Annotated in this window: 14 protein-coding genes and 1 pseudogene; 11 read left to right on the top strand and 4 right to left on the bottom strand. The window is 44.2% G+C overall.

Going from position 1 to position 17108, the window contains the following annotated elements; all coding sequences use genetic code 11:
• Positions 1 to 38: 38 nt before the first annotated feature.
• From DYADSP32_RS03450 to DYADSP32_RS03420, 7 genes are all read left to right on the top strand, one after another.
• On the top strand, positions 39 to 926 hold the full coding sequence (locus DYADSP32_RS03450) for a YicC/YloC family endoribonuclease (RefSeq protein WP_149244018.1): 888 nt from the start codon (positions 39 to 41) through the stop codon (positions 924 to 926).
• Entirely contained in the window at positions 926 to 1546 is a 621-nt protein-coding gene (locus tag DYADSP32_RS03445; RefSeq protein WP_149244019.1) for a DNA-3-methyladenine glycosylase, read from the top strand. The genes DYADSP32_RS03450 and DYADSP32_RS03445 overlap by 1 nt, the downstream gene beginning before the upstream one ends.
• Before the next feature lie 300 nt (positions 1547 to 1846).
• Positions 1847 to 3577 (top strand): ATP-binding protein, encoded by a 1731-nt coding sequence (locus DYADSP32_RS03440; protein WP_414617483.1) that lies wholly within the window; start codon positions 1847 to 1849, stop codon positions 3575 to 3577.
• A 99-nt stretch (positions 3578 to 3676) separates the two neighbouring features.
• Positions 3677 to 4456, top strand: a complete 780-nt coding sequence (locus DYADSP32_RS03435) for a hypothetical protein (protein WP_149244021.1) — start codon at positions 3677 to 3679, stop codon at positions 4454 to 4456.
• A gap of 91 nt (positions 4457 to 4547) precedes the next feature.
• On the top strand, positions 4548 to 5732 hold the full coding sequence (locus DYADSP32_RS03430) for a class I SAM-dependent methyltransferase (RefSeq protein ID WP_149244022.1): 1185 nt from the start codon (positions 4548 to 4550) through the stop codon (positions 5730 to 5732).
• A gap of 81 nt (positions 5733 to 5813) precedes the next feature.
• Positions 5814 to 8138: an MMPL family transporter gene (locus DYADSP32_RS03425; protein ID WP_149244023.1), complete on the top strand. Its 2325-nt coding sequence runs from the start codon at positions 5814 to 5816 to the stop codon at positions 8136 to 8138.
• A 35-nt stretch (positions 8139 to 8173) separates the two neighbouring features.
• Positions 8174 to 9562, top strand: coding sequence for a M28 family peptidase (locus DYADSP32_RS03420; protein ID WP_149244024.1), 1389 nt, complete (start codon positions 8174 to 8176; stop codon positions 9560 to 9562).
• 82 nt (positions 9563 to 9644) lie between these two features.
• Here the strand turns inward: DYADSP32_RS03420 and DYADSP32_RS03415 are convergent, their stop codons facing one another.
• The gene (locus DYADSP32_RS03415) at positions 9645 to 10382 is read right to left on the bottom strand and encodes a peptidase (protein WP_149244025.1); all 738 of its coding nucleotides are present in this window, start codon (positions 10380 to 10382) and stop codon (positions 9645 to 9647) included.
• 378 nt (positions 10383 to 10760) lie between these two features.
• Between DYADSP32_RS03415 and DYADSP32_RS03410 the strand changes: the two genes are divergently transcribed.
• The 3 genes and pseudogenes from DYADSP32_RS03410 to DYADSP32_RS03400 form a co-directional block, all read left to right on the top strand.
• Positions 10761 to 11582: a maleylpyruvate isomerase N-terminal domain-containing protein gene (locus DYADSP32_RS03410; protein ID WP_149244026.1), complete on the top strand. Its 822-nt coding sequence runs from the start codon at positions 10761 to 10763 to the stop codon at positions 11580 to 11582.
• Between the two features lie 156 nt (positions 11583 to 11738).
• Positions 11739 to 12446 (top strand): SGNH/GDSL hydrolase family protein, encoded by a 708-nt coding sequence (locus DYADSP32_RS03405; protein ID WP_414617482.1) that lies wholly within the window; start codon positions 11739 to 11741, stop codon positions 12444 to 12446.
• Positions 12447 to 12559: 113 nt separating this feature from the next.
• A pseudogene (locus DYADSP32_RS03400) lies at positions 12560 to 13594 on the top strand (IS481 family transposase); the annotation flags it as partial.
• Positions 13595 to 13775: 181 nt separating this feature from the next.
• Here the strand turns inward: DYADSP32_RS03400 and DYADSP32_RS03395 are convergent.
• From DYADSP32_RS03395 to DYADSP32_RS03385, 3 genes are all read right to left on the bottom strand, one after another.
• Positions 13776 to 14093 carry a 2Fe-2S iron-sulfur cluster-binding protein gene (locus DYADSP32_RS03395; protein WP_149244027.1) on the bottom strand — a complete coding sequence of 106 codons (318 nt, stop codon included), beginning with the start codon at positions 14091 to 14093 and terminating at the stop codon, positions 13776 to 13778.
• 2 nt (positions 14094 to 14095) lie between these two features.
• Entirely contained in the window at positions 14096 to 15100 is a 1005-nt protein-coding gene (locus DYADSP32_RS03390; protein WP_149244028.1) for an NAD(P)/FAD-dependent oxidoreductase, read from the bottom strand.
• 182 nt (positions 15101 to 15282) lie between these two features.
• On the bottom strand, positions 15283 to 16176 hold the full coding sequence (locus tag DYADSP32_RS03385) for a diacylglycerol kinase family protein (protein WP_149244029.1): 894 nt from the start codon (positions 16174 to 16176) through the stop codon (positions 15283 to 15285).
• Positions 16177 to 16333: 157 nt separating this feature from the next.
• On the opposite strand from DYADSP32_RS03385, the gene surE reads away from it, so the two are divergent.
• Complete coding sequence (gene surE, locus DYADSP32_RS03380) at positions 16334 to 17089, top strand: 5'/3'-nucleotidase SurE (RefSeq protein WP_149244030.1); 756 nt, start codon at positions 16334 to 16336, stop codon at positions 17087 to 17089.
• Positions 17090 to 17108 lie beyond the last annotated feature (19 nt).

Here is a 17108-nt window from a genome sequence, read left to right as displayed (position 1 = left end):
CGTAAATTGAAAATATTACTTTATAAATAACTGCTTACATGCTAAAATCAATGACCGGATACGGTGTATCCAACATCGAATCTGAATCAATCAACGTCACTGTTGAGATCAAGACATTGAACTCTAAATTCCTGGATATTTACTGCCGCATCCCGCGAAACTATTCTGAAAGAGAAATAGAAATACGCAATATGCTGACTTCTGCACTTGAAAGAGGGAAAGTGGAATTAACACTTACCATCCAACCTGTGGGCAAGGCCATTGCTTCGACATCAGTGAACCGGGAGCTTGTCAAGGCCTACTACACGGATCTTTCCTCAACGGCAACCCAAATGGGCTTTGCACCAGACCCTACTGAATTGTTACGCTTAGCCTTGCAGCTACCCAACGCCTACAACAACGAAACCGCAGAGGAATCGGACCGGGAGACCGACTGGACGCAGGTGAAAGTGGCAGTGCAGGAAGCGATCCGAAAATGTTCGGTGTTTCGCGAGCAGGAAGGGAAAATGACTGCTGATAAACTGGTAGATTACATCAGTACTATCCAAACCTTGCTGGATCAGGTTACCGAACAGGATAAGCTTCGCATTCCGGCAGTTCGGGAAAGACTCGCAAAACAGATTCGGGACATACTTACGGACGAGAATTTCGACCCGAATCGATTTGAGCAGGAGCTGATTTATTACACGGAAAAGTATGATATTTCAGAGGAAAAAATAAGGCTTGCCAATCATTTGAGTTATTTCACAGAGACACTGGATTCAAGTGAAAGTAATGGTAAAAAGCTAAACTTCATTGCCCAGGAAATAGGACGTGAAATCAATACCATCGGCTCCAAGGCCAATGATGCCTCCATACAACGGCTGGTGGTACAGATGAAAGATGAGTTGGAAAAGATCAAGGAACAGACGATGAACATCATCTGATGATAAAGAAAAAAAAGCTTCCGCTTTCATTCTTTCAGGCCTACGATACGCTTACATTGGCTCAAAAATTATTGGGCTGTGAGTTGGTTCATGATAGTCCCGACGGTATTACCGCCGGGATTATTGTTGAAACGGAGGCTTACCTTTCTGATGACCCTGCCTGCCACGCCTACCAGAGGCGAACACCCCGTACCGAACCCATGTACGCCGCTGCCGGAACCATTTATGTTTACCTCATCTACGGAATTTACCAATGTGTAAATGTTGCCAGCAACCGAGAAGGTATAGGAGAGGCCGTTCTCATCCGGGCCTTGCAACCAACGCAGGGAATGGACCTCATGCAAATGCGACGTAAGATGAAAATGAATCGTGGTGCATCCGCTCAGAAAGAAATCGGGGTAAAGCATTTATGCAACGGACCTGGTAAATTGGTGGTTGCCATGAACATCAATAGCATTAATCACAATAATAAACTTTTAACGGAAAGCAGTCTTTTCATCACACCCTCAGTTACTCCTGATCCTGAAATAATAGCCACCACTCGTATCGGCATTAACGTTGGCAAAGATCTTCCCTATCGATTTTTGATAAAAAACAGTGAATTTTTAAGTAGAAAGTAGGTTGGGCTCACTCTGTAAATCACACAACAAGCGTGAATCAACTAAAAATTAGATGATTCGTATAATCGTTGGTACGGGTATGAGTAATATTCGATAATAGACAATTTCCTTTTGATGATTCATTGCATATCTTTGACATCAAATAAAAACCCCTCTATATATGACCCTAATTTTTTCTAACGTGCTCCGAGCAATTTCGAAGCAACCTCCATTTTGGTAGAAAATTGTATGGCATTTTTGTCAAGATGTTTAGTATGGTGCGCCGTTGGTCTGCTCATGATGAGTTACCAGTGCTCCTCTATGAAGGGTTCCCCAAAAAAAACGACCAGCAGCCAATTGTCGGATTTAACGAATGTACCACATCCGGGGCAGGATACTGTGGAAATTAACAGGCTTTGCGAACGAGCACGTTACTATCTGTATCAGGATGCGCAAAAGGCTATGGAATTCGCTAACAAAGCTCTAAGATTATCTCAGGAAGTACAGTGGGATAAAGGGAAGCTGATATCCTACAACCTGATCAGTACCGCCTATTTACTGGATGGGAGCTACGATGTCCTTCGCGAACTGGCCAACGAAACCTTCAAGCTCGCCAAGAAAACGGAACTCCCCATTTACTCTGCCCATGCACGTCGCTTTCTGGGAGAAAGTTACAGCGAGTATCGGGAATGGGATTCGGCACGAATCCATTATGATTATGCCATTAAAGAATTTGACCGCCTGAATGAAGACAGTGCAAAGGCGGTTTGCCTGGAGAGTATGGGAAGTTGTTTTCGGGAAAAAGACGACTTAAAAACTGCTTTGCTTTATTACGATCAGGCACTCCAGATATTCGAAAAAATTGGATCCTCTTGGGGAAAAGCATCCGTTTTGCAAAGCAAGGGTTTTCTCAACATCCGTCGCCGGGATTTTGACGGAGCTGAAAGAATGTTTATGCAATCTCTGGACATTTATAAGCGAACAAACAACTTATTTGGGCAGTTGAATGTGCTGAATGATCTTGCCAATACCTATAATCTCAATCAGAAGTACGAATTAGCAGCTGAAACATCCCAAAAGGCGCTAAGCTTTGCGGAGCTATACCACTCAGAACAGCAAACCAACTGGGCGATCCAGTCGTTGTCACGCTCCTACCGCGGTCAAAAAAAATATGAGGATGCTTTCAAACAACTAGAACAGCTTACCTACAACAAACGCAGGCTCTACACTGAACGTCTGGAAAGGCAGTTCACCATGTATCAGCTGATGTATGAAAATGAGCAAATGGGTACGGCAATTCAGAAAAAAACCATCGAGGACCAACAACGGGTACAGCAAGTCCTGATCGTATTCTCCTGCCTTATTGTGGCTTTTGCTGCATTTCTTTGGTTAAACAATAAAAAATTACGAAGAAAAAATGCAGAAATCAAGGAAGCACTGATAGAGGGGCAAACACTCGAAAGAAAGCGTGTAGCGGCCGAACTGCACGATCACCTGGGCGGAACGCTGGCTTCGCTCAATTGGTACTTACATGGTATTGATAAAAAAGTTTTATCCAGCGAAGAGCAAAAAATCTATCAGAGCGTTCATCAGATGGTCACTTCTGCCTACAAGGAAGTGAGGAGCTTATCGCACAATCTCATGCCAGCTGAACTCGAAGAACACGGCCTGGGAATGGCATTGCAACGGCTCGTCGACAAGCTCAATGACAGTAATCTGATCCATTTCAACTATTCACAATCATTTGTAGATAAGAGGCTTAGCAATCAGGTTGAATTCGAATTGTATAGCATCGTGCTGGAATTGACCAATAATATTTTTAAACATTCGGGTGCCGACAAAGCAGCCATAACACTTTCTGAAAACGCAAAATCCATCTACCTCACGATTACAGATAATGGTACTGGAATGCCATCTCAAATAAAATATGGCATGGGACTGGGCAATGTAAAAAGTCGCGTACAAAGTCTATCCGGAAAAATCGATATCCAAAATCCCGAAGGAAAAGGAACGGTTATTGTGATAGAAATCCCTCAAAATAGCGCCAGTTGACCCGGCATAATATTAGCTGTATCGTTAAAGTGTTCACTTGCCTTTTTAGACCTCCTGGTGTGGAGTAACTGTTTGAGACAACCAACCGCAACAAATTTCATGAAAATTACTGCCCTTTCTACCATTCTTAGCCTTGTGTACCTACTGTCCTACGGACAAAATTCACCAGTGGCAAACAAATCAGATTCCTATCTGAGATTGATTCCGGGATCGGCTCAATCGGGATATAACCGGATTGAGCTGGCATCAGACGTTGACAGCACCTGGAACCGCTGGAAAGAGAGAGGCTATAGCTTTGGTTTCAACCCTCAACTTACGCCAATGTACACCAATATCAACGGCATCGTCAGTACTCCCTATATGATCCAGGTGAGAGGGAACGCCATGGAACGAAACAAAAAACGCTGGGGTTATCATGTGTTTGAAGGTTATGCTACCGACGACAAGTCGCGTATCACCATGCTGGTCAACAAACATATTGAGGAAACATTGCCCGTTGCGGAACTTTACTATTACGGAACCGCCTATGATCACTCAGAAAAAGCGTACAACTGGTTCAAAATTGGTTCTGATGTAAGACAACACTCATTTATGTTTGGTCGCGACAAGGCGCTTTTCTACGGGTCACTTAGGTTAACCAACGCGCTAACCCTCGGGAACATCAGCCGCAATAACATTCGTGCCGAAAAGCCAGAAGGAGATGACGAAAAAGTATATGAAGAAGATGCAAAGTTTGTCAACTTCAAGGAATTGAAAGGAAGTGGTAATGGGACGCTGTTTTACGACGAAGACAATGGTATCGTAGCCATAAAAATCAACGGCAAATGGATGAAACTGGCGGTGGAAAAACTACCCGAGGGCGTAAGCTATCCGTTTTAATAAATTAATTAACATCTCTTGTCAAATAGCAGCCAAAAGCCTCCCGGCTTACTCTTTGACCGTTGTGAGATTCGAAAATCTATTTTATCAAATGAACATAAGTGATGCTGTTGAGCACTTTTCAAATACCCTTCATGGCAGTTTACAGAACAACTCTTTCTCACGGTTGTCTTTGGGAAATTACAAAGGACCAGAGGAGAACCTTAAAAATATCTATGTAAAAAAGGCGGTTATCAGGCGGGAAGAAAAGTTGAGCTTTACCTATCGCTATAAAACAAGGGATATCGTGAAAAATCACGGTATAACCGAGGGCGAAGGCTTAGTAAATAGCTACATTCAGGAGGGTTTCCTCACAGCCAACCTGTTCACAACGGAGCTGGATTTATTACTGGAAATTCAAAAAACGGGTAAAGTTATTCTTAAACAAAGCGATCCATCCTCCACAACTTTACCATCCAAAGAGCACGACAAAAATAAGATCCGTCCGATAAGCCCCACCAGCAAACCTTACTTGCACGATTTGAATATCACCGATACAGACGGGCATGTTTTTAAAAAGTCGCAGGATAAATACAAACAGATTAACCATTATATTGATCTCCTAAGCCCACTGATCAGAGACATACCGGCTACTGAAAGGCTCAGCGTGGTGGATATGGGCTCCGGCAAGGGTTACCTCACTTTTGCATTATACGACTACCTCACCAGTGTGCTGAACATGGATGCTGAGATAACAGGGGTTGAATTTCGTCCCGACCTCGTCGCCCTTTGCAATTCAATAGCCCGGAAATCAAATTTCGGATCACTTCGTTTCGAGGAAGGCACCATCGAGAATTACCAGAGCGACCATGTGGATATACTCATTGCACTGCATGCCTGCGACACAGCCACCGACGACGCAATTCACAAAGGCATCACCGGCAACGCAGATTTGATCGTTGTGGCTCCCTGCTGCCACAAGCAGATTCGGCGGCAGATTGAAAAGGCAAAAGTGAACACGGATGTGGACTTTCTGACCCGATATGGTATATTTCTTGAGCGACAGGCAGAAATGGTTACGGACGGCCTTCGTGCCATGATCCTCGAATACTTTGGTTACAAAACAAAAGTCATTGAATTCATCTCAGACGCCCACACGCCAAAGAATGTAATGATCGTGGGTCAGAAACAACGAAAACTAACTGTGAGAGATCCAAAGATTCTTCAAAAAATAAAAACTACAAAGGCCTATTTCGGCATCGAAATGCATCATCTGGAAAAAATGATGGGGATTTAGTGCCCTTAAATTGCAATTTTCAGGCATATAACGGGCCTGGCACGTATCTTTGCAACTTTTGCAGCACCTTTAGTACTTTATATGTGGAATAAAATAGCGACTGCCATTATTCGCTACCGTCTTTTATGGGTTGGACTCGTATTGGTTTCAACCGTGTTTATGGCTTACGAGGCCAGTAAAATAGAACTCTCCTATCAGTTCGCAAGAATTCTTCCCTCCAACGATCCTACCGAAAAAGAATATCAGGCATTTCGGAAACTCTTTGGCGAAGATGGCAGTGTGATGGTAATCGGTTGGCAGGATGCGGAATTATTTGAAGCAAACAAATTTCGCGATTGGTGTAAGCTTTCTCAGGAAATCAAGCAAAAAAAAGGAATAAAGACTGTTCTCTCACTGGCCAACCTTTCCAAACTGGAACGAAACGATAGCCTTCGCCGATTTGACCTCATTCCACTTATTAAGGAACTGCCAAAAACGCAGGCAGAAGTCGATAGCCTGAAAAAAGAAATAAACAACCTGCCCATTTACGAAGGTTTGGTTATCAATTCCCAAACCAACGCCACCCTCATTGTAATTACGTTCAACGACAAAGAGCTGAACTCAAAGAATCGCCTGACCATCGTGGGTGATATTGAGACCATGGCAGAAAAATTTGCTACCAAGTATCAAACCGATCTGCACTACTCCGGTATGCCTTACATACGGACGGTCAACATGAAAAAAATCTCCTCCGAAATGGAGCTTTTCATGGGACTTGCTGTGCTGGTCACTTTGGTCATACTCTGGGCATTTTTCAGATCACTGCGGCTCACCCTATTGTCCATTGTTGTGGTTTTGATCGGTGTGGTATTTTCCGTAGGCCTGCTTCATCTTTTTGGATATAAAATCACCGCGCTAACCGGCCTGATCCCTCCCCTGCTGATTGTGATCGGTGTTCCCAATTGTGTTTTTCTGATCAACAAATATCAGGGTGAACTTAAGGCAAACCGTAGTAAGGATGATTCTATTCGTGAGATGATCCGTCAGATCGGACTTTCCACATTTTTGGCCAACATGACTACGGCCATTGGGTTTGGTGTATTTTATTTTACCAATAGCAGCCTGCTGGTAGAGTTTGGCGTTGTTGCCGCCATCAGCGTCATGATCACGTACGTATTGTGTCTGTTGCTACTGCCGATCACCCTGCACTACATGGACGTTCCAAAATCGCGTCATATGAAACATTTGGATGGCAAATGGGCGTCGGGCTTTTTAAAGACTGTGAATCATCTGGTGCATTACCGCCGTAAAGAGATTTACATCTCCATGGTTTTGCTGATCGTCATTTCAGCATATGGAATGACAAAAATTAAAACAATAGGTTATGTAGTGGACGATCTTCCAAAGAAGGACGTCGTTTATACAGATCTTCGCTTTTTTGAAAAGAACTTTCATGGCGTGCTTCCGTTCGAAGTAATGGTAGATACCAAAAAGCGTAATGGTGTGTTTGGAGATGAGGCACGAACACTCTATAAAATTAAATCATTACAAAACGAGATGGCCAAATTTCCGGAATTCTCCAAACCGGTATCGGTAGTGGAAGCAACCCGGTTTTTATACCAGGCCTATCGTGGCGGAGATGCCAAATACTATGCCCTTCCTGGTGTAATGGAACTTAATAAGCTCAATAGTTTCGCGCAGGGGCAGCAGGGCGCCTTGGGCAAACAGACCAACGCTTTTCTTAATCAGGACAAGCGGGTTACCCGGGTGAGTTTCCAAATGGCTGACGTCGGCTCTGAAAAGATCAAAGAACTCATGAATAAAATCCGGCCAAAGGTGGATTCCATTTTTAGCCCCGCAGAATACAAAGTGAGCTTGACCGGGCACAGCCTTGTTTTCCTGAAAAGCAATGATTATTTGCTAAGCAATCTGTACGAAAGTCTTTTGATCGCCATTATATTGATTGCGATTGTAGGTATGGTGTTGTTCCGTTCCATTCCCATTATACTTCTTTCCAAACTGCCCTGCCTGATTCCACTGGCGCTGACTGCGGGTATTATGGGTTATTTTGGAATCTATTTCAAACCAACAACAATCCTCATTTTCAGTATTACATTTGGTATCGCCTCGGATGGAACCGTTTACTTTTTGACCCGCTACCGGCAAGAACTTTATGAAAAACGTCTTAGCCCGTCCCAGGCAGTAACGAATTCGATTTTTGGAACTGGTTTGAGTATGATCTATACGGCGGTTATTTTATTTTCCGGTTTTATTATCTTCGCAGCCTCAAGCTTTGGCGGCACGGCAGCAATGGGCGTAATGGTATCTATCACCTTGCTGGTAGCCATGTGTACCAACCTGATATTGCTACCCGCTTTGCTACTTTCCATTGCGAAGAGGCAAGGTAAAGAGGTAGTCCCGTCTTAGCCCAAAAATCACCAAATTAAACCATCCACCAAGAAATGAGAAGACATCTTCTGGCGCTTTTGATAAGTGCCGCTTGTGCACACCATACCGCAAAAGGGCAATCAGAATATCAGACAGATTCAATTTTTATTCGAAAAATTTTCAATACCGCGCTTAGCGACGGGAAATGCTATGAGGTGCTGAGGGATTTGTGCTTCAAAGTAGGTCCCCGGCTGAGCGGATCCGCCGGTGCAGCCAAAGCTGTTCAGTATACCAGGAATGTCATGATCGAGCAACAGTTTGACAATGTGTTCCTTCAGGATGTAATCGTGCCTCACTGGATAAGGGGAGCAAAGGAACAGGGTTGGATTGTTACCGGAAAAACGGGTAAGATTGCTGTTCCGATTACTGCACTCGGAGGCTCTATTTCTACCCCTAAAGGTGGCATTACCGCTCAGGTGATTGAGGTAAAAAACTTCCAGGAACTGCGTGAGAAGGATCCCGCCCTGGTGAAAGGGAAAATAGTGTTCTTCAACAGACCTATGGATCCTACCAGATTCAGTACGTTTGATGCCTACGCCGGCGCTGTGGACCAACGCGGCTCCGGCGCCAGCGAAGCGGCAAAAATGGGGGCGATCGGGTGCATAGTACGTTCCATGACCACCCGCCTGGACGACATACCACATACCGGAAGTATGCGTTATGCCAGCGGAGTGCCCATGATTCCTGCTGCATCTGTTTCCACGAACGCAGCAGAACTACTCAGCAAGACGCTTGCCAAGAACCCGCAGACCAAATTTCACTTTCAGCAAAATTGCGAGACATTGCCTGATGTTGCCTCACATAATGTAATTGGCGAGTTGCGTGGTGCGGCCAAAGCAGATCACTACATTGTAGTAGGCGGTCATCTCGACTCCTGGGATTTCGGTCATGGCGCTCATGACGATGGCTCTGGCTGTGTACAGTCGATAGAGTCGCTTAGATTGTTGAGGGCACTAGGCTACAAGCCTAACCACACCCTGCGTGCCGTGATGTACATGAACGAAGAAAATGGATTGAAAGGAGGAATGGCCTATGCCGATTCTGCAAGATCCAAAAAGGAAAAGCACCTGGCGGCAATAGAATCTGACCGGGGTGGTTTCACTCCCCTGGGTTTCGGCATTGTAGGCTCTGCTAGGCAGAAAGAAAAAATTAAAAGCTGGGCCAAGCTCTTTGCGCCTTACGGGATGCATCAGCTGGGTGTTGGTGGTGGTGGCGCAGATATTGGTCCACTTGGACCACTGGGCACTACCCTACTCGGTTTGATGCCCGATACGCAACGGTACTTTGACTATCACCACGCACCAAACGACACCTTTGACAAGGTAAATAAGCGTGAATTGGAACTGGGCGCAGCCGCAATGGCAGCCATGGTATATCTGATAGATAAATATGGACTAGAATAAAAGAGCCTGTTTGAAATTGAACCGTTCAAGACGATTCAATTTCAAACAGGCCAAAAAGTAACCAAAACGTTTGTTTTGAAAATTATTCCCCTGGAACCACCGGAATTTTGGCAAACGATCTATCCATCCAGTCTTCTGGTATTTCGTCTAGATCCTGTTTCAATTTCTCTGCCCATATTTCCGAGATTCTTGCCAGGTCCTTCTGCTCGTACCGATGTTCAACGATCGAAAAACTATCTTTTTTGTAAAGCACCACATCAATGGGAAAATCCACGTCGTTGTTACTCACCCGTGTAGAATCAAATGACAAAAACCCAGCCTTAAGGGCCTGTTTCATTGTCGAGTCATCATTCAGCACACGATTCAGTATCGCCTTGCCTTGCCCGGAATTACCAATAATAACATAAGGAGATCCTTCATCAAGCTCCACCCAGTTCCCTTCCGAATAAAGCAGAAATAATTTATGGTCGGGATCATCTTTAAGCTGTCCACCCACAATTGTATTCAGATTAAACTTCAATCCGGCTCGTTCTAAGGACAATCTATCTTCCTCAGCCACCCGCTTGATCTGTTCGCCGAAGGCATTTACGGCTTTGAAAAGTTTGTTATAAACGACGCCATCATCAATTAATTCCTGAAAATAATGAACCGCTTTGTCGCGCACAGAGCGGAGACCGCTGGTCATAATGAAGAGGGAATAATTGTCTTTCTGGGCAATGTAAACTTTTTTCTTGGTTGTGGTATTTGTTCCGGCGGTAATGCGGGTGTCGGCTAGCGCCACCAATCCTTCCTTCACCTTAATACCTAAGCAGTAGGTCATGTTTGTTATTATTTTAGGCCGGTGCATCCAATCAAATCTTCACCTGGCTAATTGGTCTGTAATTGGCTCAAAATTACTCAAATCGAGCATTGTGCACAGCATTTTGACAAACTACTTTCAGCGATATTTGCTACCCGACCATTTTAAATAAAATACAAACGACTGTAATAGAAGAAGTTATAATGAAATTAATGAAAGACAAAAAAGACACAAAATTGCTTTGAATTGGCTGAAATAAGGTACCACCGAAACCATTTTATCATTGCATCACTTCACCACCTAATAGAAACCAACGAAGGATAGTTAATTTTGTATTTGTATTTCAACCTAAAACTCAGAATCAATCGGGGAATACTCACTTCGATTCAGTAAATGGCCATGATAGAAACACGACATCTTTTTACCAAACTGGACGCAAAATTGATCGAACTTTTGCGCTCCCTCTCCCAAGATGATTGGCAGAAGCCCACAATAGCGCGCCTGTGGAATGTGAAACAGGTTGCATCTCATTTACTGGACACCAATCTGAGAACCTTGTCCATGGCCCGAGATGGGCATTTTGTAGCTCCTGATCGGGAAATCTCCAGTTACCTCGACCTTGTCGCATATCTGAATCAGTTAAATGCTGACTGGATCAAGGCAACCGAAAGAATTGGGACCACTGTCCTGACTGATCTTCTGGAAAGTACAGGTAAAGAAAACTCCCAGTTCATACAAACTTTAGATCCTCATGCACCTGCCATTTTTGCCGTAGCATGGGCAGGCGAAACTACTTCCAAAAACTGGTTTCATATTGCACGAGAATTCACCGAGAAATGGCATCACCAGCAACAGATACGTGACGCCGTAGGTAAACAAGGTATTATCACCAGAGAATTCTTTTATCCCTTCATTGATACCCTGTTACAGGGCCTTCCACATGCTTACAGGGACGTAAACGGCACCACAGGCGACGTGGTGCGGATAGAGATAACCTCCGAAGTTGGAGGGAGGTGGTATCTTCTCTGGAATGACTCAAACTGGATACTGACCAAAGCTACTCAAAAAGAAATAACCAGTGCTGTAACCATTACTCCCGAGGTGGCCTGGAAACTCTTTACAAAGGGACTATCAATGGATACAGCCAGCAGCGTGGTCATTATTGAGGGAAATGAGGCACTCGCCCGCCCGGTCCTTAGCCTTGTAAGTGTAATGGCCTAAAATTGGATGTCAACGCTGTAAAATGATGAGGAGATTGATCTAAAGGGCCTCAACAGTGGTATATGAAGATAAAACGAGGATAACTCAACCCTGGATCAGCATAATCGCTAACCGGTTTGAATGTTTTTAGTTTAGCACCTGTATTGTAAACTGATCATGAAAATATATTTCACAATTCTCATAGCGATGCTCCTTTCCCTGTCCTGTACAGAGCGCATGGACGATATTCCGGAAATGAAAACGCCGCGAGACACCACGGAACGTAGCTTCCTGGCACTGGGCGACTCCTACACCATCGGGCAGAACGTTACCGAAGCGGAGCGCTGGCCCGTAATCCTGGCGAGGGAGCTTTCCAGTGAGAATATTAAGATTGGAAAGCCAGAAATAATTGCTACAACCGGATGGACCACAGGCAACCTGCTGAACGCAATAGCAGACTACAAGCCTGCCAGGTCGTTCGATATGGTTTCTCTACTGATTGGTGTAAATAATCAGTATCAGGGTCGCTCAACACAGGAATTCAGAACAGAATTCAAGCAATTGTTAACGAAAGCAGTTGCGTTAGCCGGAGGCAATAAGGACCGCGTATTTGTCTTGTCCATACCCGATTGGGGGGTTAGCAGTTTTGCCTCACCCACTGAGCGAGATGCCATTGCCCGCTCCATTGACAGTTTTAACGCCATAGCCAAAGAGGAATGTGAAACCGACAAAATTCTGTTTATTGACATTACGGAGGAATCGCGAAAAGCATTAAATGATCCAACCATGATTGCCCGGGACGGACTTCACTTTTCAGGACTGATGCATCAAAAATGGGTCAGCTTAGTGATCCCGCGGATCAAAGGCACTATTCTACGACGGTAAAATGTATTGTTAAGATAGGATAATCCTTACGCCATCTCAAGAGATTTTAGCTGTAATAGTTGAGACTTAATCTGACAGTTAGTAAATTTACTAACCATAAAATCAGTTAAGTTATGACGACAACGCAAAAGTTAATTCAACCCAAACTTGGCTTGTTAAAATTAGCCGAAAAGTTGGGAAATGTATCCGATGCCTGTAAAGTAATGGGCTATTCGAGAGATTCCTTTTATCGCTTTCAAAAACTGTATGATGAAGGTGGAGAATTGGCGTTGAAAGAAATAAGCAGAAGTAAACCGCTGTTAAAGAACAGGATCGAAAAGCAGATTGAGGATGTGGTAGTAGCCTACGCCATTGAATCGCCAGCGTTCGGGCAACAACGTGCATCTAATGAATTAAGGAAAAGAGGAATTTCAGTTGCACCTTCAACCATTCGCTGTGTCTGGGTTCGCCATGATCTGGAAACGTTTCAAAAGCGTTTAAAAGCACTTGATGCAAAGGTCGCCCAGGAGGGAATAATTCTGACCGATATACAAGTCGCAGCACTGGAACGTAAAAAGGAAGAAGAGCAAAGCAGAGGTGAAATAGAAACTCATCATCCAGGTTATCTGGGCGCTCAGGATACTTATTATGTCGGATATATAAAAGGTGTTGGTAAGATTTATCAGCAAACATTTATTGACACATACAGCCGCGTAGCTTTTACGCAGGTTTATGATCGCAAAAATGCATTGGTTGCTGCTGATATGCTCAACGATAAAGTTTTGCCATTTTATCAGGACCAACAAGTTGATTTACTACGTATACTGACGGATCGAGGCACAGAGTATTGCGGTGCGAAGGAACAGCATGAATACCAGCTTTATTTAAATATCGAGGATATTGATCACACTCGAACAAAGGCTAAGAGCCCACAAACGAATGGGATTTGCGAGCGTTTTCATCGCACCATGCAGGAAGAATTTTATGCTATTGCATTCCGAAAAAAAATCTACAATAGCTTAGAATCTCTGCAACTTGATATGGATAAATGGATGGAGTATTACAATTCAGAAAGAGCACATAGCGGTAGATATTGTTATGGGAAAACACCAATGCAGACCTTTTCAGAAAGTAAGGCAATCGCAAAAAGTAAAAATGTGAATGAGCTTTTTGATAAAAGTAATAACTTTATAATGTCAGAGAAAGCGGAAACGAGCTCTGCTGGAGAGCAACTCGCCAGGAATACTCTGACCGACGAAAATGATAAAGGGGCTGTTAGTTTTCCAGCCCCTTCTTCCCAAAATCATTTTTTGAGCAATCCCTAAAAAAACTCAACTGTCAGATCTAGTGTTAGTTATTACATTTTAGCCGTATCACCAGTCCGTTCATCGCTGCATCAGGTCTCAGCTGGCAGGCCAGGCGACTGTTTCTATCCGCGTCGGGCAATGTATCCAGTGTTGCCATTTCATTATCATTGATTTCACCCAGCTTCTCGCCTCCTTCCAGAACTTCGATGTGGCAAGTAGCACAAAGTGCCATTCCGCCACACGTAGCCTGAATATCGTATTCATAGGCTTTCAGAACCTCCATTAGATTGAGTCCCATATCCTCAGGCACTTCCAGTACCCGACGTTCCCCGTTCTGGCCCTCTATTGAAATATCTATCATGGTTAAAAGGCATTAACGCCGTTAACAGTTGTGTATTTAAAACTTAGTTTCTGGTCAGGATATACAAATTTAAAGGCACTTTGCATCATAATTGCCGCTTCATGAAATCCGCAAAGGATTAGCTTCAATTTTCCCGGATACGTGTTTATATCACCAATGGCATAGACACGCTCCACATTTGTGGCATAGTCGAAGGTGTCAACAACAATGGCTGATTTTTCTACACCCAGGTTCCAGTCAGCAATCGGCCCTAGCTTCGGACTTAATCCAAACAGCGGAATAAAGTAATCGGTACTGATTGTCGTGGACTGCTTTTTATTATCCAGCACGGAGACTTCCTTCAAAACACCGTTCCCCCCAAGACTGTTCACCTGAGACTGCAACAGGAGATCGATCTTCCCGCTTGCTGCCAGCGAAAATACCCTTTCTGCCGAATCGGGTGCACCACGAAAAGTATCCCCACGATGTACCAGTGTTACCCTGGACGCTACATCTGCCAGGAAAATAGTCCAGTCCAATGCGGAATCTCCACCACCGGCAAGCACCACCGACTTATTTCTAAACTGCTCAGGTTTTTTCACCATGTAGTGCACACCCCTACCCTCAAATTGTTCCAGATTTTCCACCAGGGGCTTTCTCGGTTCAAAACTGCCCAGACCGGCGGCGATCACAACTACTTTACAGTGAACCCTTGTCTGCTCATTGGTAATGACTATAAAACTACCGTCATCTTGTTTAACTAATTCCTCTACACGTTCGCCCAGCGTAAACCCGGGTTTGAATTCCTCTATCTGACGCATCAGATTTGACACCAGATCTTCTGCAATAATACCTGGTGCCCCCGGTATGTCATAAATGGGCTTTTGAGGATATATTTCTGACAACTGTCCCCCCACCACAGGAAGTGCATCAATCAGATGGCATCTCATTTTCAACAGACCCGCTTCGAAAACGGCAAACAAGCCAACAGGGCCTGCTCCTATGATACAAATATCGGTATTAACCATGGCGCTACTTTTTATAATTTGAACATGACCAAACTTCCGGCCTATGCTCAGAGTGAATAACTCCACAAAAGTAAATGGTCCTACGGGCTCAAACCAATGCCAAGTAATTATAATCAATAACAAATTGTTATCAATCATTCCTACAGTCGTACGTAACGTTTGACAAAAAGTACCTGCTCCGGTCAGATTAAAAACTCAATCATTCCCGGCAGAATTTCAATTTTAACATTAAGTTCTTCCTCTGGTTTTAAACGCTCATCATCCGCATGTACATCCCTGCCCTTCCAGGTGATTTCCAGTTTTTTGGCTTTTAGGGTCGTAAATACAAATTCACCTTCTCCACCATGGATACGATCCAAAAGAAAGTTTTCGAATTTCATTTGATGACTTTCCGGAATAAGAACCACATCAAACTCACCATCTCCGGGATCTCCATGCGGTGCAAGTTCAAGATTAGGTCCAATTGATTTGGTATTCATGACTTCCACCATAATGTACTTTCCTGAATGTTCCACCTCATCTGCAACGATTCTACAAGAAACAGGTTTGTAATTCAGGACAATGTCGTGAAGTTGTTTTCTTGCCATCTTAATTCTTTCCTCCCTGGTATCAGGCTCTTCTTTTTCCTGAACTTCCATTTCCTTCATCAATCGGGGAAAAATACCACATCCGAATCCTTCGAGGAAAAAGAGATCTTCTTTTAATCCATAAACCTTTCCTATATCGAATTTTTTGAGCTCCCACTGCTGCCATGATTTGATGGTTTCCTCAAGGCTCCCCCCTATACCAAGGGTTCCTGCGACATTATTGGCCGTACCATGCGGGAGAATGGCAATGGGGAACTGCTTGTCAAGCCTTTTACGCTTCATCAAGGCTTTAACGATACGTCTGATGGTACCGTCACCTCCGGCACAGATCAAAAAATCAGTTTCACTATCAAACTCGTCCCAACCCTTTTCTTTCACTGAGGCCTGCGAACACTGGTAGCCCTGCTTCTCAATTAATTTGATGAGCTCCTTACCGGAGAAGTCCTTCTCACCCGCTGTCGGATTGTGTAAAAGCTGTGCTTTTTTCATGTCTAAGATCTGTTGCTATCCATATTTGAATTTAAGGTGACACCAACGCAATGAAGCTTGAAACTACAATTGGTAAGGAACCCATGTCGAGCAGTGCACCCATAAAAAACATACCAGGCACAGTTTTATTAGAATTTAACGAAAAATTTAGTCGACCATGAAAATTCTTGTAACGAATGATGATGGCATATACAGCCCGGGTATTGCGGCGCTGGCCAAAATTGCTTCTCGATTTGGTGAGGTAAAGATCGTAGCGCCTGACGTTGAGCAATCGTCTATGGGACATGCCATAACAGCTTCCCGCCCATTATCTTATAAAAAATCTCCCATTAGTTTTGATGGAATAGAGGCTTACCGCGTCAATGGCACACCGGCAGATTGCGTCGCTTTGGGGCAGCACCTTTGGGACAAGCCCGATGTCGTATTATCGGGTATCAACATGGGGCCCAATCTGGGAAATGCCATGTGGCACTCCGGTACGCTTGCCGCTGCAAAGCAGGCCGTCCTGTTTGGCATAAAAGGAATTGCATTAAGTACACCCGCCGGAGACGTAGAACCCGACTTTGACCTGCTCGACCCGTTTGTAGAAAAGGCGCTGGAGGTTCTTTTCGACAGTCCGCATCTGAACCTGATTAATGTAAATTTTCCCTCCAAACCACAGGGAGTGAGATGGACACGACAATCCGTAAGGCTCTACGACAACAAGATCGTTCCGGCATTGGATCCGATGGGACGTAAGCATTATTGGTTCACCGTCATTCCGCTGGAAGCTTCAGAAATCGGGACGGACAGATGGGCTATGGAAAACAATTTCGTCTCTATCACGCCCCTCCGCCTGGATCTAACCAATGAGGAGGAGCTCGCCAAAGCGCTGGTAGCCCATCCTGTATTAGACGTGAAAAACGGTAATTGATCAGCTATATCGTTCCGTT

Source organism: Dyadobacter sp. 32 (assembly GCF_902506755.1).
Taxonomy (GTDB): Bacteria; Bacteroidota; Bacteroidia; order Cytophagales; family Spirosomataceae; genus Dyadobacter.
Note: the sequence above shows the minus strand (reverse complement) of the source record. Positions and strands in the feature narration are given on the sequence as shown.

Coding starts and splice junctions, on each gene's coding strand:
- DYADSP32_RS03430 (WP_149244022.1), top strand. CDS start 4,548: ATGAACATAAGTGATGCTGTTGAGCACTTTTCAAATACCCTTCATGGC.
- DYADSP32_RS03390 (WP_149244028.1), bottom strand. CDS start 15,100: ATGGTTAATACCGATATTTGTATCATAGGAGCAGGCCCTGTTGGCTTG.
- surE (WP_149244030.1), top strand. CDS start 16,334: ATGAAAATTCTTGTAACGAATGATGATGGCATATACAGCCCGGGTATT.
- DYADSP32_RS03440 (WP_414617483.1), top strand. CDS start 1,847: ATGAAGGGTTCCCCAAAAAAAACGACCAGCAGCCAATTGTCGGATTTA.
- DYADSP32_RS03410 (WP_149244026.1), top strand. CDS start 10,761: ATGATAGAAACACGACATCTTTTTACCAAACTGGACGCAAAATTGATC.
- DYADSP32_RS03445 (WP_149244019.1), top strand. CDS start 926: ATGATAAAGAAAAAAAAGCTTCCGCTTTCATTCTTTCAGGCCTACGAT.
- DYADSP32_RS03420 (WP_149244024.1), top strand. CDS start 8,174: ATGAGAAGACATCTTCTGGCGCTTTTGATAAGTGCCGCTTGTGCACAC.
- DYADSP32_RS03415 (WP_149244025.1), bottom strand. CDS start 10,382: ATGACCTACTGCTTAGGTATTAAGGTGAAGGAAGGATTGGTGGCGCTA.
- DYADSP32_RS03425 (WP_149244023.1), top strand. CDS start 5,814: ATGTGGAATAAAATAGCGACTGCCATTATTCGCTACCGTCTTTTATGG.
- DYADSP32_RS03435 (WP_149244021.1), top strand. CDS start 3,677: ATGAAAATTACTGCCCTTTCTACCATTCTTAGCCTTGTGTACCTACTG.
- DYADSP32_RS03450 (WP_149244018.1), top strand. CDS start 39: ATGCTAAAATCAATGACCGGATACGGTGTATCCAACATCGAATCTGAA.
- DYADSP32_RS03405 (WP_414617482.1), top strand. CDS start 11,739: ATGAAAATATATTTCACAATTCTCATAGCGATGCTCCTTTCCCTGTCC.
- DYADSP32_RS03395 (WP_149244027.1), bottom strand. CDS start 14,093: ATGATAGATATTTCAATAGAGGGCCAGAACGGGGAACGTCGGGTACTG.
- DYADSP32_RS03385 (WP_149244029.1), bottom strand. CDS start 16,176: ATGAAAAAAGCACAGCTTTTACACAATCCGACAGCGGGTGAGAAGGAC.